A 14589-nucleotide genomic window follows, 5' to 3' on the forward strand; every position below is an offset into this window, starting at 1 on the left:
GGGATCAATCGCCATCCCCTTTACAATCCCCGCTCGTCTAAGCATTTTTTGAAAACAAAATCGAAACTCGCTACGTAAAACTTCGCTCAAACAATCGATTTTATTTCCAAAAAATCACGACAATTTTAATTTAGTTATAACAACTATTCTAATTAAAAGATTTTCGAGCAAAATTTCGTTAGAAGAAAAATAGCTGTTTGAGCTTTTGAAATATTTTTTAATTATACATATTTATTTAGATATAAAATAATTTTTGTTCAAAAGCGAGTTCTATTTTTCTTTTATAAGAAAGTTTTGCGGTAAGCGGGGTTGTAAGGGCATGGCGTCTGATGCCCTTACGTTAGAAAAGATTAAAATTATAAAAGAAAAAACTATTATTAATAAAAATAATCTAAAATAAATATCAAAAATATAATCAGTTTATTCTTTTTAAAATTTCATCATAAACTCTCTCACAATTCCCCTTATCCACATACTTCAAAAACTTTTCTCTCAACTTATCAGACTTTTGCTTCATTTCCCTATCATAATGAAAATTATTTTCGGAAATTTCAATTATTTCTTCAACGCATTTTTCTACAGTTTTAGCTTGTTTTCCAAATAAGTCCTTGTCTAAGTCTACGTAAGAGCCAACTTTTTCTTCGTATTCACATTTATCAAACTGAAAGAAGATGATTGGCTTGTTTAGATAATAGAAGTCGTAGGCCACGCTTGAATAGTCTGTAATTAATAATTTTGATTTTTGAAGTTCTTCGGTTATATTTACTTCTTTTGGGAGTATTTTTATATTTTTTCCAAGTTTTATATTTCCAAAGTTTTTTAGATAATCCTGCATTAACTGATGAATGTAAATATTTAATTTAATATCATTTTTTTCCAAATAACTATTTAATTTTTTGTTTGTAATTAAATTTGCGATATTTTGGAAATATTTTGTACCTTCAAATTTCTGGTTTTCTGAGTTTTCTGAGTTTTCTGATTTTAGCCAGTTTCTCCATGTCGGCATAAAGAATATTTGTTTTTCCATAATTTTTAGATTGTATAATTTATCGTATCTTGGGTAACCTGTTATAACTGCTGTTTCCTTTGGAACTTCCCACCAAGTTTCTGTTTTTACTTTTTTTTCAAATTCTGAGTCGCAGATATTTAAATCGTAAGATTTTACAAGTGCTTCTGCTACTTTTGCCGTTTTTGGATTCATTGCCTGTCGGACTTTGAAGCCTACTGTTCCATGATTCAGGAATACTTTGAATACTTTTTTGTGAAATTTATTTATTAATGGCACTACAAACAAGTATGGGACAATGTCCGCAGAAATTGAGTGGGAAAATAATGCAACTTTTGCATTCATAAAATACAGATAGCTTTTTACACTTCCTTTTATCAATTTTTCTCCTGGAATTTTTTTTGCAATCTTTGCATTTCTGTTTATTACCCAGTACACTTCTTCCTGCTGTCTTGACCGTAAATACTCATACATCGCACGTCCATTATCCACAAAAAGTTCTCCTGCGTTTCCACCCACAAGCCATATATTTCTATTTTTGAATTTTCTTTTGTTAAATGGATAAATGAGATAAGCTATTATCATATTTATCAAGCATTTTATCTTATCCATATTCCTCTCCTGTTTTTTAAATTTTATATTTTGTATATCCAATTTTTCTGCCCTTCATCACAACCCTATGATATCTTTTATTTCTAGTAATAAGCATTCCGACAAAACTTCTAAATTGCCGTTTCCAGTATTTCAGAATATAAAATCTGTTTTTTCTGCCTTTTACTTCCTTTTTTACCAATGCTCCAAATCCTAGAGCATATTTATAGGCACGTTCAAAATCGTTATAGTTTCCCTTCTTGGCTGGATGGTAAATTATGTCGTTTGCAAAATATCTTCCCTTGTAGCCTTTGTGAAGCAATGTCAGCACATAGTCGGTTTCTTCTCCACTTCCAAAAGTTGCACCAACACCTAGATTTTCATCAAATAAAACAATGTCATCTTTACCATAATTCACAAAAAAAGTTATGGATTTTACAGTCGTATCCACACTATCTTTCGTTATTTCCGTGTCCTTTTTCTCCATAACGCCTGTTCCATAATCTTTCCCACGTTCAAGTGTACGACACGAATAAATCCGATAATTTTTCTTTCTTTCAAAAAATTCCGCAACTTTTTCAAGCGTATCAGGCTGATATTCACAATCATCATCAGGAAATCCGACAATTTCGCCTTTCATCAGGATAAGTCCTCTGTTTCTGTTCAAACTTAGCCCTTTTTCATCACTTTTCACATATTTTATCTTAAATTCCTCTTCATAATCTTTCACAATTTCAAAAACTTCATTTCCTTCATTCTGATCCACCACAATCAGCTCAAAATCCTTATAAGTCTGTGTCTTTAGACTTTTTAGAAATAAATCAAGTTCAGTTGTAACATTAATTGTTGGCATTATAAGGGAAATTTTCATATTTTACATCTCCTTTTTCTTTTATTTTATATCTAAAATTGTCATATATGGAAGATGATCCGACAGCTTTGTCCAGTCCTGTGTTGCATCATTAATAAAGTAACTTGCCTTTACCTTCCATTTTTTCGACTGGCTTCCAAAAATATAGTCAATACGTGGATCCGAAAGTGTTCTTACACCACCAACATTGGATTCCATATAAGTATCTCTCCAGTCTTTCGTAATTTCTCCATAATATTTCGTCGTTGGCAAAAAATTAAAATCTCCACTCAAAAATTTTATATCATCCTTATCAAAAAATTTCGTAAGTAAATCCAGCGACTCCATCTCTTCAGGCTTTATTTGTTGTTTAAAGTCCAAATGCGTATTCATAACCAGCACTTTTTTCCCAAAAGTTTTTTTCGCCAGTTCTGCAACCACAAGCTGTCTTTTTTCCACTCCTTCCGATGGCAATTCATATGTGTATATCTTCTCAAGTGGATATTTTGAAATAAATGAAATTCCATATTCTCCACCATCATAATCTCTTGATTTCTTAAAGAAATAATAGTCATACCCCAGAACTTTCGCAATATCAGAAGTTATATCCCGAAAGTTACTTCTTTTCGTAAACTTGTCCACCTCCTGAAGCGACACAAAATCAGGCTCATACGTCTTAATACTTTCCCCTAGCTTCTGTCCATTCGTAAGCCTTCCCCCATAAATATTATACGTCATTATCTTAAATTCCTTAGCCCAGCTAACAGTTGCCCCACAAATCATAAGTGACAACAATATTTTTTTTAAATTACTCATTTTTCTATTGTTTCTCCTAACCCTTCTTTTTTTTATCAAAATAACAGCTTCTCTCCTACAAATTTTATCTGTTATTTCAAATTTTTCATTCAATTATATCACTTTTTTCAGTATCTACCAAACCTTTTTATTTTTACTTTTTTATTTCTATCTAAATACTCCTTATTTTTATCTCTTTTCCTTCAAATAAAACCTCGCAATTATTCTCGCCTTTTTAACCAGTTTTTTTATTCCGATTAAATGCTTCGTTTCCAAAAATAATCTAGCCTTCAAACTGCTCCAGCTATCATTCCACCAATGAATTCCGTATGTTTCAGGTTTTATACAATCATCAGAATAAACTTCCTTAAATCCATAGGGATAAAAATATTCTTTCGGAAAAATAACTATCTCCCCATCTTTCAAAACATTTTCCCTTTTCTCACCCAAATTATATTTTTTCTCAAAAGTATACGTAAAAATCTTAGGAATCGTCCAAATCGGCTTTTTCCAAATGTCATTTTCGTAAAAATCTTTAATGTCCTTTAACACTTCATTATGCTTCGTTGTCCCAAAAATCCCAACACTTATGTGTTTTTCATCTTCATACCCAATAAAAAAATTCATCTTCCCATTTTTAGAAAATTCATCTTCTCGTTCCAAAATCGGTGTCAAATCTTTAATTATTTCCATATCTGTATCCACATAAATTCCAGAATTTTCATACATAAAATGCACTCTCATATAATCTGAAACATACGCCCAAAGCCTTCTTTCGTAACATTCACGAAAAAATCTATTTTTCGCAAGGTGTTTTTCCATATCAAAATTTTTCTCATTTATCTCTATAATTTCAAAATCAGGCAGATTTTTCTTCCACGATTCCAGACATTTATAAAAAATATCTGGCTTTTTAGCATTTCCAATCCAGACATAATATATTTTTTTTTCTATCATTATTTTCTCCTATTTTTCACCTTTTTTCATAATCATCATATACTTTTTCATCGGATTTTCAGTAACATTCACAACTTCAAATCCAACTTTCTCATACAATTTCTTTGCCCCCACATTATAATCAAACACATTTAACGTAATCGAATTGACGTCTTCATCTTGAAAAATTAAATTTATAAACTCTATCAAAGCCCTTTTTCCAAGCCCTCTTCCAGTAAGCTCAGGATTAATCAGAAATCTTCCAATATGGATATTATCTATTTCTTTTCGTATTTTCTGAATAATCCCCACAAACTCATTCTCACAAAAAATCGAATAAATATCCTTCAAATCATCAATTTGACTTTCTGTAAGTGGAAAATCAAGACTTTTTCCAGCCCATTGCTCAAGAAAGTTCCTTCCCTTTTCATTAGTCCATTTGACTATATCGTTTTTATTATTGTCATTTATTCCGTCTATTATTTCTATATTTTCTACTTCCATCAACGATAAACTCCTATTCTCCTACACCAACTCATACTCAATCTCATTTTTAATACAAAATTTCACTATTTTTTTATAAAAAGTTTCATAATCCTCATCCTTTCCAGAATTTTTAGAGGTAATTAGTGTATAAACCTTTTTTTCATTATTTCCAAAAATTTTTAATATTCTGTATCCAAAATCTATTGTTTCACTTTTTGTATTCGGACTTGTAATCATCAACTTTTTTATATCATACTTACTGTATTTTTCATTATCAATACTTATAAAATTACTAAATATTTTTATAATTTTCGGTGTATAAATTTTCATTCTAATTAAAGAAATAATTTCTAAAATAATAACTCCCAAAGGAATAATTATCACAAAATATTTCAAAAAAATAGCATGATAATATATTATTTTAAATATTATCAAAGCAAAAATTACCCCAATAGCATTATTTTTAAAAATATCTTTGAATTTTTCTACAAGTAATTCCTTTTTTGGAATTTCAAATACTGTATTTTCAATTTCGTTTTTTTCAAGTTGAAATTCACAAATAATTTTTTCAAGTTTTAAGCAATTTTTCTTTCCAAATAAAGAAATAACAACATAACAATAATCTATCGAAAGATATTTAACATCACCATAAAATAAATTATTCTCGTTAAATATCCTAACATTATCTTTTCCTATTCTCCTGCACCAAACTTCTTTTCCTCTTTCATAATATGTCAAAATACCATCAGAGATTAGGATTTTTTTATTAAAAGCATAAATTGATAAAATTAAAAATATTATGATTGAAAGCAGAACAGTTAAAAAGCATTTAAAAAATATTTCATTTATTGAAAAATCCAAAGAAAATCTCCACCCCCAAAAAAACAATACTGGAATATAAACCAGTCTACACACCATTTTTAATTTCTCTATCCAATGCACTTTAAATACTTGTTCTTTTTCGCCCAATTTCATTCAGCTCCTAAAAAATTTATTCCTTTTTACACCAACCTATACTCAATCTCATTTTTAATACAAAATTTCACTATTTCTTTATAAAGACTTTCATAATTTTCATAAATCATATCTTTTCTGAAATTTTTAAATTCAGAATTTGGACAAGCTCCCAACGTGAATATTCTTTTTCCAAATTTTCCTATTATTTTTAATCTTCTGATTTTAAAAAGTGTTGTTAAAGTTACTATGTCTGAATTAGTAACTTTAATTTCTTTTATATCAGATTTGTTGTATTCTACATTATCAATAATAATCACATCTTTAGTAATTTTTATAGTTCTAGGTGTAAATTTATTTAATTTTATTAGAGAAAATACATTTAAACTAACAATAACCAAATAAACAATCAAAAAGAAGGCTCTAGCATTTGCATTAACTGCTGCCAATATTAACAATAAAAATGTAACGATTGTATCGACAATGAAATTTCCAAATTTTTCTTTAATTAATCTTTCCCTAGGAATTGTAAATAATCTGTTTTTTATTACTGTGTTATTTTTTTTATATTGAATTTCATATATTGCTTTCTCAAGTTCTATACTACCTTTAAGTCCAAGAGAGTAAATAGGGATTTCAAATTTATTTATCGACATATACTTACATTTGTACCTGCTTCTATAAGCTCTTTTTTCCTTATAGTACGTTTTGATATTGCTTCCAGTTATCTTTGCACGATGGTACTCTCTTCCATCTTCATAATAAACTAAAATATCTTTTAAAATTACTACTTTCCGATTAAACTCAAAATTTACCTTTAACAAAACTACTACACCAACCAATAATATTATCAAAAAAAGCTGGTCAAATATTTTACTCCCTTTAAATAAAAAAACTATTAATCCTATCAAAAAAATTGCTATTCCAAGCTTTATCAATTTTTCACTCCATAGCATTTTAAACTCTTGAATTTTTTCATTCAATCCCACTCAACTCCCTAAAAAATCAAATCAGTTCCTTCTTTTCCACAATTTTCCTATACATGTAGTCAAAACTGAAAATTATCACATAAACTGCTATTAGCATTGCCATATTTTTTATTAGCCCTTCCCCAAAGAATGAGCCTCTTGGGATATAAAATAAATTTGGTATGAAGTAATAGCTTGTTAATAATAAAAATCTATTTTTCACAACATATTTTTCGTATTTTATAATAAAAATTCCAAGCAGAATTGAAATTACAATTAACCAGAAGTAGCCTAAATCGTACATTTCTGCAATATAGTTTGAGCCGATTCCTTCTCCTTTTAAATAAGCACCTGAATTTAGGTAATATGTTAATTTATCCGCAATGGAGTTAGTTGTGGCAAGCGTTTCCAGCGACTGTGGCTTAAAGCCAAATATCCCCTGCAAGATGTAGGGATAGCTTCCGTTTCCTACAATGCTGTGCTTAAAATTGATTGTGTAGCCAAGTACGAGATAACTTACTCCTTGAGAAAATAGAAAATTAAAAATTGTGTTTACTAAATCCAGACTGAATATTTTTTTACTTCGCACAGACACTAGAATTTGTGAAAAAATCACGGTAAATCCTACTAACTTTACCATTGTCTTGGCTTTTATCCTGATTCCATAGACTTTTGCGTAATACCACATTATAAAAAGCAGCTGTGTCAAAAATATTGCTCTTGCCCCCTTAAACGAATCCAGCAGTTTTACCATGAGATAAAGTGAAGAAATTGTCAAAAATTTTCTTTTGGATGGAATTGAAATTAAAAATATCAAAAATCCAATTGTCATTACTGTACCAGAGCCTTTTGTAAATGCAGGATAATCAACTCCCTTTAAAATTCCAGTATAATAAGCCTCGTATCCAGCCCGCAAAATAACCCTCAGCTGAATAAACATCTTGTAGGCTAAAGCAGGCAATGAAATTATAAACAGAGCCATTCCGACATTCGTAAACAGCCTTCTGCTTTCAAGCGTAACGCTGCTTCTAATCTCACTAATCTTTTCATTTGAAATCGCAATAAAAAATCCTAGATGTGTAAACAGTAATACTAGCAGAAAAACATTTATTATCTCATTTCTCACATCATAAAAAAAATAAAAATTAGCAAACTTCGTAGCCCATCCAAACTCCCTATAATTCACAATATCCAGAAATATCCTTGTAAAATTAAACAAAAACAGCGTATACAAAAAAATCATATACGAATTTAGCCACTCCAAATAAATTTTCGCCGTAAAAAACGTATAAATATAAACACCCATAAGCAGACATTCCAAAAATTTCATCTCCAGCGCCTCATTCTGAAAAGTAGCTACATTTTTCAAAAACAGCACAAATGCAATAAAAAATATATGAAATATCAAAAACCCAATTTTATCTCTTTTCATCAATTTACCTCTATTTTCAAAATTATTTTCTTCTAAAATTTTATCACATCACCATTAAAACTTCAATCAGAAATGTTGTATCATTATTTAATTTTTTTACTTTAAAATATTTTAATTATTAATAATTTTCATTTATTTAAACAAAAAATTTTGATTATCGCTATTCTTGCTTTTACTATTGTCGGATGTAAACTATTTGATTCAAAAAGATGGGATAAAGTTAATCGACAAGATGCAGAAAGAGTGAGAAAATGTTATAAATATTCTAGCGGAAATGTCTATTGTGAAGATACTAAACAAAATTATTAACTTTTCTTATATTTTAATGAATTGATGAAATAAAAATGCAAAGTTGAAATGTTTGTTTTAGAAAAAATTGCTTTAAATGAGATTTTGAGAGTGATTTTCTCTTTTTTACTTCTAAAAAATTGTTTTATTCTCACAAAATAATCCAATTTATCTATTTAAATTTTTCTGATTAAAACATCTACTGTAACTAAAAATTAAAAATGTCGTGATTTTTTTGAATGAAAACAACTGTTTGAACGAAGTTTTACGTAGCGAGTTTCGTTTTTATTTCAAAAAAATACTTAGATAAGCCAGAAATGCAAGGGAAATGGTAATTGATTTCCCTTGCTTAAATAATAGATTAATAAGATTTAGCTAATTCATAAAGTTTTTCATATTCTCTTGCTGATCTGTCCCAAGAAAAATCTAAATCCATATTTCTTTTTACCAATTTTTCCCAAACATCAGGCTTATCGTAATAAATTCCTTCTGCCACTTTTATTGTAAAAAGCATATCATCTGCATTAAAGTTTGTAAATGAGAATCCGTTCCCCTCATCTGTGAAAACGTTATAAGGTTGTACAGAGTCTTTTAGTCCTCCAGTTTCCCTTACAATCGGAATAGTTCCAAATCTCATTGCTATCATTTGGCTAAGTCCACAAGGCTCGTATCTTGACGGCATTAGGAACATGTCACTTCCTGCATAAATTTCATTTGCAAGCTGTCCGTTGTATCCAAGATAAACTTTGAATTTATCAGGATATTTCCAAGCCAAGTGATTGTAATAGTCTTCATAGAATTTATCTCCACTTCCTAAAATCACTATTTGAACAGCATCATATTGCAGCAAGTTTTCAAGTGCAGCTGATACCAAGTCCAGTCCTTTTCCTTCCACAAGCCTTGAAACAATTGAAATTAAAGCAACATCTGATTTTGGCAATCCTAATTTTTCTTGCAGTAAATATTTATTTTCTTTCTTTTTATCCAAAGAATCTTTATTAAAATGCACTATTCCCTTCGTTGTTTCAGGATTAAATTCTTCTACATCTATTCCATTTAAAATACCATGAATATATTTTCTATTTGTAATCCATTCCAATCCTTCACCAAAATAAGCATATTTTATTTCTTCAGCATAAGTTGGACTCACTGTATTTACTACATCTCCATATCCAATCCCAATTTCCATAAAATTCAAGTCATGTCTGTCATCCATATAATATCCCATTCTTTCAAATGAATATTTGGAAAATTTTCCTTGATACATTAAGTTGTGAATTGAATAAACGGTTCTCATATCCCAGTAAAATGGATCATAGTTATATCTAACATTTAAGAAATATGGAACTGGGCCAGTTTGCCAGTCATTACAATGTAAAATATCCGCTTGCAAATTAATTTCCTTTAAAAATCTAAGTGCCAATTCTGAAAACATCGCATATTGAACATCCTGATCAAAATCCCCATAAACATGTCCTCTTTCATATAATGCTTTATTTTCAATAAAGTAATAATTTATCTTATCATCTGGGTATCTTACTAAATTAAACACATCTCCGTGACTTTCAAGCCTTGCTACCCATTCCAGCTTTTCAAGATATTTTAACGGTATTATATCATATTTAGGCATTATTATAGAAACTTCATGTCCTAATTCCTGCATTTTTTTAGGCAATGCCCCCAAAACGTCAGCCAGTCCACCAGATTTATAAAACGGAGCCACTTCAGATGCCAAATATACTATTTTCAAATTAATCACTCCTATTCTTAAAATATTTATAGTAAAAATCATTTTAAAACTGAACTTAAAAATTATGATTATTACATTTTCATATTTCAACTCAATCCCTATTTTGTTTTTATCAGTTCAATTTTACAAGATTTTGAGCATATTCTAAAATATTCAAGTTATCAAGACGCACTATCTAGAATTGTGCAAAAATCTCAATAACTTGAATTTTTTTTAATCCCAGATAATTTTAAAATCATTCGTTATAACAAAAAACAACAAAACTATCTGAAAATATAACTTTTAATTTTTTTATATTCTAATTCTAGACGTTCAAACTACCATTTTACAGTTTCTCCAGTTTCAATTAATCTGTTATGTTCATTAACTTTAACTCCAGCAAAAATTCTTACATTTTTACCAATAATTGAACCATCAGGAATAATTACGCTCTTACCGATAACTGTTATTCCTGAAGACAATAAATCTGGACGTTCTTTATTTGGAATACTTGCATTTCCATTTCCAATAAATGAATTTTTACCGATGTATGTTTTTTTGTCGGCAATAACTGTATCCAAGTGTGAATTTTCATCTACATAAGTTCCAGAAAAAATAATACAGTTTCTGACAGTTGCTCCTTTTCTAACTGTAACTCCTGGCCCTAACACTGAATTTTCCACACTTCCTTCGATTTTACATCCATTACAGATTAATGAGTTTTGAACACTTCCTGTAACTCCAATTCTAACGGGTGCTAAATCTTCGCTTCTTGTATAAATTTTCCATCCTTGATCATACAAATTAATTCCAACTTCTTCAGATTTTTTGATTAAGTCTAAATTTGCTTCCAAGTATGAATCATAAGTTCCCACATCTTTCCAATAGCTGTCATAAGTGTGAACATAAACTTTTCTATCTTCGTGAATCATCGCAGGAATAACGTGATTTCCAAAGTCTAAATCGTGGTTTTCCAATTTTTCAAGGTATTCTAATAATGAATCTGTATTAAAAATATAAATTCCCATTGAAGCTAAATTACTTTTTGGCTCAGCAGGTTTTTCTTCAAAGTTTAAGATTTTTTTATTCTGATCAACTTCAAAAATACCAAATCTACTTGCTTCTTCAATAGGTACAGGCTGTACAGCTATCGTCAGCTCAGCGTCATTTTCCTCGTGTTCTTTTAACATCCATCTGTAATCCATTTTATAAATATGATCTCCAGATAAAATTAATACATATTTAGGATTTTTACTTTTAATAAAATCAATATTTTGTCTGATTGCGTCAGCAGTTCCTTGGTACCAGGAATTTCCACCAAGTTTTTCATGTGGCTGCAACATTGTGATTCCAGAATCTCTTCTGTCAAAATCCCATGGTTTTCCAGATCCGATGTGTTCATTCAATGATAGTGGTAAATATTGAGTAAGCAATGCAACATCATAAATACCAGAATTTGAACAGTTACTTAATGCAAAATCAATAATTCTAAATTTTCCAGCAAAAGGAACACTTGGTTTAACTCTTTTTTCTGATAGAATATCAAGTCTTGAACCTCTTCCACCAGCTAAAATCATAGCTAAAACTTTCATATAAATACCTCCATTTTCTTTCTTTACATTAAAAGTATACCCCCATTTTTCAAAAAATCAAATTATTTTTCAAAAAAATTTATTTAGTAAAGCTATTTTAAAACTAAACCTGAAAATTATAACTGTACTCCTCATACTCAAAAATTATCTGATTTTACAAGATTCGAGTATGTATCAGGATTATTTAAAAACTTATAATTTTAATATTATTACAACAAAATTGAAAAATTACGAATATTTTAGTTAAATTTTGAAAATATTTATCTGATAACAATTAACGATTCTATGTTTTAACATTTCATTTAAAGTTTTACTCTTTTACGCTATTTCCCATTTAATATAGTAGAAATTAAATAGGTTTTTATATAAATTTATAAAGTCTAATTTTTATTTTTAAATAGGTTTAATATTTATATATATCTCAAATTATAAATTTATATCTTTTATTTTAATAATTTCCAATATTTTTTCAATCAGCTCCTCAAAAATTATATTTCTATCTTTTTCTTCCTGATGCATTATGAGAAAATACAAATCTGTATAAAACTCCTTTTTTATCCCATTTATAAAAAAATGTCCACATTTTATCTTCTTTTTATTTTTTAAAACTAATATTCTTTCTTTATTTTCTTTCGATTTAGAAAAATAAATTCCAAATTTCAAATTATCAAACTGAACCTTTTCAATGTTTTCATCTTTAATCTCATCTCTCTTTAATAAAAAATTCCCTTGTATTTCATGATTTAATTTATCAATATCTTCCTTATCTGTAAAAAAAATAAAATCTTTAATATTTTTATTCATAAAACTCTTGTATAGTAAATATTATAAATAATTATATAAATACTACACTCTCCTTTCTTTATTTTGTATATAGCCATCTGTAAAAATCGAAAAACCTAGAAAATTCCAAGATTTTTTCAACATATATGTAATGATTTTTCTCCAATCCCAAGAATTTATTTAGTCTTTTGTAAAAGTCTAAAATTTCTAATAATTACAATATTTCTACATTTCTAATTTTTACTATTTTTCTCCATTATTTTTACTACAAAATTTTAATATTTTAGATAAAAATACTGTATTTATTGAGTTTTTATATTATTACTTTTACAATTTTCTACAAGAATTTATTACCAGTCAAAACAATATTCTCTACAAACACTATACATTAGTAAAAAAACTTTAAGAGCATACGCAAACTAATTACTTTTTAATATATTTAACAATTCAAAATATTTTAAGTTGGAATATTCTGTCCTATTTTTTAGTTCTAACCTTTGCAATCTGTTTTTTAATAATTTTTAACCAAAATTAAATATAAAAATACATCATTTTTATATCAAAACCCTTTAATATAAGGAATACAACAACTTTGTTTTTATAATTTTCATTCTATTTTTATAATATTTTTAATTTTTGTAAAAATATGTTTTTTATATTGACATAACTTATATTTTTCAATATTTTCCACCTCCTACACTATATTTACTCATCTCTCTACACCTTTGTTTAAATAGTTTAATTTATTAAAAAAATAAATTATTTAAGTAATTATATCATAATAATCCCAAAAATTTTAGAGTACATTTTAGTTTTTGTTAATTACATTAAAACCATCTAAAATAAATGGCTTCACAATTTTATAAATATTAAAATAAAATTAATTCAAAAAATAAATTTTATAATAAAACCTCTAAAATAGAGGTTAAAGATTAATTATTACATCTAAAAATTTTAAAATTTAATTTCATTAAAATTTAATTAATTTTTATGACGCAATATTAATACTAAATTTCTCTTACACTAAACCCATTTAACCAACAGAACGAATCCATTTACGAAGAGTTATGCTTTTTACTAAATCACCTATAAGTGAATTTATAGTGTCGTATAGCTTATCAACCACAGCATTTAATGTCTTGAATATTTTATTTCCAAAACCCATATGTCTTATTTGTCTCCAAATTTGTTCAATGGGGTTCATTTCCAGTGTATATGGTGTATAGTTATTATGATGTTTTCTGGCGTCTTCAGAGCCTTTGATTTATGCCATGCTGCTCCATCACAGACTAGAATCACAATATCCTCGCTGTAGTTTTCAGATAATTTCTTTAAAAAAATATTCATATTATTAGTATTGCAGTTTGGCAGCACTAAAAAAAATCTCTCCCCCGTTAAAGGCTCCACCGCACCAAAAGCATACCTGTACTCCCTTATATGATGGCAATTATTGCATCAGCAATACTTAGACTTGTTAATTCTTCCAAAACTTGCTTCATCTTTAAACATTAGCCTTATTGGCTTGTTCATCAATCCTTGTATTCTCTGATTTGAAAATATGCTTATCCATTTGCTCACAACTTTTTCGTAGACATCTAAAATTTCAGATATTTCTTTATTTTTTTTACCCAAGCCTCTTAATTCTACTCCATGCAGTCTTGTATCTTCGTTTTTGTTTTTTATTGTTCTTCTAATTATTCTTATCTCATTTGAAATTTCTTCTGTTATTTCATATGCTTTTGCAATTTTTATCACTCTATTATATTATACCACATCATATCCTGTTAATCTAATGGAGTCATTAGGTAGAGTAATTGCATGTTAAAACTTTCTTTTTTAAAATAAATAATCTTATCCAAGTATGGTATAATAAAGAAAAAAGGAGTCGTGCCATGAAACTGGAAATATTGAATTTTTTTGAAAATTTGGAAGATACTAGAAAAAATAAAGGAAAAATGTATAAATTGAATGATGTCATCATAATGTCGATTTTTGCTATCCTGTCTGGCTGTAAGGATGCCACTGAAATTGAATATTTTCTTGATCTTAGGCAGGAATACTTCACTCAGTTGCTGGATTTAAAGCATGGAACACCTTCCCATGATACAATTTCGCATATTTTTAGAATCATAAAGCCGGATAAGTTTATTGAACTTTTCATTGAGTGGGTGCGGGAAAT

The 14589-nt window shown here is 28.2% G+C and carries 15 protein-coding genes; 1 reads left to right on the plus strand and 14 read right to left on the minus strand.

Annotated features, from left to right (window positions below; translation table 11 throughout):
* Positions 1–415 precede the first annotated feature (415 nt).
* The 14 genes from K324_RS0105640 to K324_RS14380 form a co-directional block, all read right to left on the minus strand.
* Positions 416–1618 (minus strand): CDP-glycerol--glycerophosphate glycerophosphotransferase, encoded by a 1203-nt coding sequence (locus K324_RS0105640; protein ID WP_026748298.1) that lies wholly within the window; start codon positions 1616–1618, stop codon positions 416–418.
* Positions 1619–1634: 16 nt separating this feature from the next.
* A complete protein-coding gene (locus K324_RS0105645; protein WP_026748299.1) occupies positions 1635–2468 on the minus strand; it encodes a glycosyltransferase family 2 protein in 834 nt (277 codons plus the stop codon).
* Between the two features lie 21 nt (positions 2469–2489).
* A complete protein-coding gene (locus K324_RS0105650; RefSeq protein ID WP_026748300.1) occupies positions 2490–3263 on the minus strand; it encodes an endonuclease/exonuclease/phosphatase family protein in 774 nt (257 codons plus the stop codon).
* 168 nt (positions 3264–3431) lie between these two features.
* Positions 3432–4199 (minus strand): glycosyltransferase family 32 protein, encoded by a 768-nt coding sequence (locus K324_RS0105655; RefSeq protein ID WP_026748301.1) that lies wholly within the window; start codon positions 4197–4199, stop codon positions 3432–3434.
* Positions 4200–4208: 9 nt separating this feature from the next.
* On the minus strand, positions 4209–4682 hold the full coding sequence (locus tag K324_RS0105660; RefSeq protein WP_026748302.1) for a GNAT family N-acetyltransferase: 474 nt from the start codon (positions 4680–4682) through the stop codon (positions 4209–4211).
* 21 nt (positions 4683–4703) lie between these two features.
* Entirely contained in the window at positions 4704–5639 is a 936-nt protein-coding gene (locus K324_RS0105665; RefSeq protein ID WP_026748303.1) for a hypothetical protein, read from the minus strand.
* A gap of 26 nt (positions 5640–5665) precedes the next feature.
* Positions 5666–6607: a hypothetical protein gene (locus K324_RS0105670; protein WP_051354400.1), complete on the minus strand. Its 942-nt coding sequence runs from the start codon at positions 6605–6607 to the stop codon at positions 5666–5668.
* A 16-nt stretch (positions 6608–6623) separates the two neighbouring features.
* Positions 6624–8018: an O-antigen polysaccharide polymerase Wzy gene (wzy, locus tag K324_RS0105675; protein WP_051354401.1), complete on the minus strand. Its 1395-nt coding sequence runs from the start codon at positions 8016–8018 to the stop codon at positions 6624–6626.
* A gap of 649 nt (positions 8019–8667) precedes the next feature.
* Positions 8668–10056 carry a glycogen/starch synthase gene (locus tag K324_RS0105680; RefSeq protein ID WP_026748306.1) on the minus strand — a complete coding sequence of 463 codons (1389 nt, stop codon included), beginning with the start codon at positions 10054–10056 and terminating at the stop codon, positions 8668–8670.
* A gap of 317 nt (positions 10057–10373) precedes the next feature.
* Complete coding sequence (locus K324_RS0105685; protein WP_026748307.1) at positions 10374–11627, minus strand: glucose-1-phosphate adenylyltransferase; 1254 nt, start codon at positions 11625–11627, stop codon at positions 10374–10376.
* Positions 11628–12053: 426 nt separating this feature from the next.
* On the minus strand, positions 12054–12431 hold the full coding sequence (locus K324_RS0105690; RefSeq protein ID WP_026748308.1) for a hypothetical protein: 378 nt from the start codon (positions 12429–12431) through the stop codon (positions 12054–12056).
* 1012 nt (positions 12432–13443) lie between these two features.
* Entirely contained in the window at positions 13444–13575 is a 132-nt protein-coding gene (locus K324_RS16530) for a hypothetical protein (protein WP_269472642.1), read from the minus strand.
* A 35-nt stretch (positions 13576–13610) separates the two neighbouring features.
* Positions 13611–13847: a transposase gene (locus tag K324_RS15745; protein ID WP_156906971.1), complete on the minus strand. Its 237-nt coding sequence runs from the start codon at positions 13845–13847 to the stop codon at positions 13611–13613.
* Positions 13848–13865: 18 nt separating this feature from the next.
* Positions 13866–14165: a COG3415 family protein gene (locus K324_RS14380; protein ID WP_051354402.1), complete on the minus strand. Its 300-nt coding sequence runs from the start codon at positions 14163–14165 to the stop codon at positions 13866–13868.
* Positions 14166–14302: 137 nt separating this feature from the next.
* Between K324_RS14380 and K324_RS14385 the strand changes: the two genes are divergently transcribed.
* On the plus strand, positions 14303–14589 hold a 287-nt coding region (locus tag K324_RS14385), incomplete at its 3' end, for a transposase family protein (protein ID WP_169720567.1).

The sequence above is a fragment of the Leptotrichia trevisanii DSM 22070 genome (genome assembly GCF_000482505.1).
In the GTDB taxonomy this organism is placed as follows: domain Bacteria; phylum Fusobacteriota; class Fusobacteriia; order Fusobacteriales; family Leptotrichiaceae; genus Leptotrichia; species Leptotrichia trevisanii.

Coding starts and splice junctions, on each gene's coding strand:
- K324_RS0105640 (WP_026748298.1), bottom strand. CDS start 1,618: ATGGATAAGATAAAATGCTTGATAAATATGATAATAGCTTATCTCATT.
- K324_RS0105645 (WP_026748299.1), bottom strand. CDS start 2,468: ATGAAAATTTCCCTTATAATGCCAACAATTAATGTTACAACTGAACTT.
- K324_RS0105650 (WP_026748300.1), bottom strand. CDS start 3,263: ATGAGTAATTTAAAAAAAATATTGTTGTCACTTATGATTTGTGGGGCA.
- K324_RS0105655 (WP_026748301.1), bottom strand. CDS start 4,199: ATGATAGAAAAAAAAATATATTATGTCTGGATTGGAAATGCTAAAAAG.
- K324_RS0105660 (WP_026748302.1), bottom strand. CDS start 4,682: ATGGAAGTAGAAAATATAGAAATAATAGACGGAATAAATGACAATAAT.
- K324_RS0105665 (WP_026748303.1), bottom strand. CDS start 5,639: ATGAAATTGGGCGAAAAAGAACAAGTATTTAAAGTGCATTGGATAGAG.
- wzy (WP_051354401.1), bottom strand. CDS start 8,018: ATGAAAAGAGATAAAATTGGGTTTTTGATATTTCATATATTTTTTATT.
- K324_RS0105685 (WP_026748307.1), bottom strand. CDS start 11,627: ATGAAAGTTTTAGCTATGATTTTAGCTGGTGGAAGAGGTTCAAGACTT.
- K324_RS0105690 (WP_026748308.1), bottom strand. CDS start 12,431: ATGAATAAAAATATTAAAGATTTTATTTTTTTTACAGATAAGGAAGAT.
- K324_RS16530 (WP_269472642.1), bottom strand. CDS start 13,575: ATGGGTTTTGGAAATAAAATATTCAAGACATTAAATGCTGTGGTTGAT.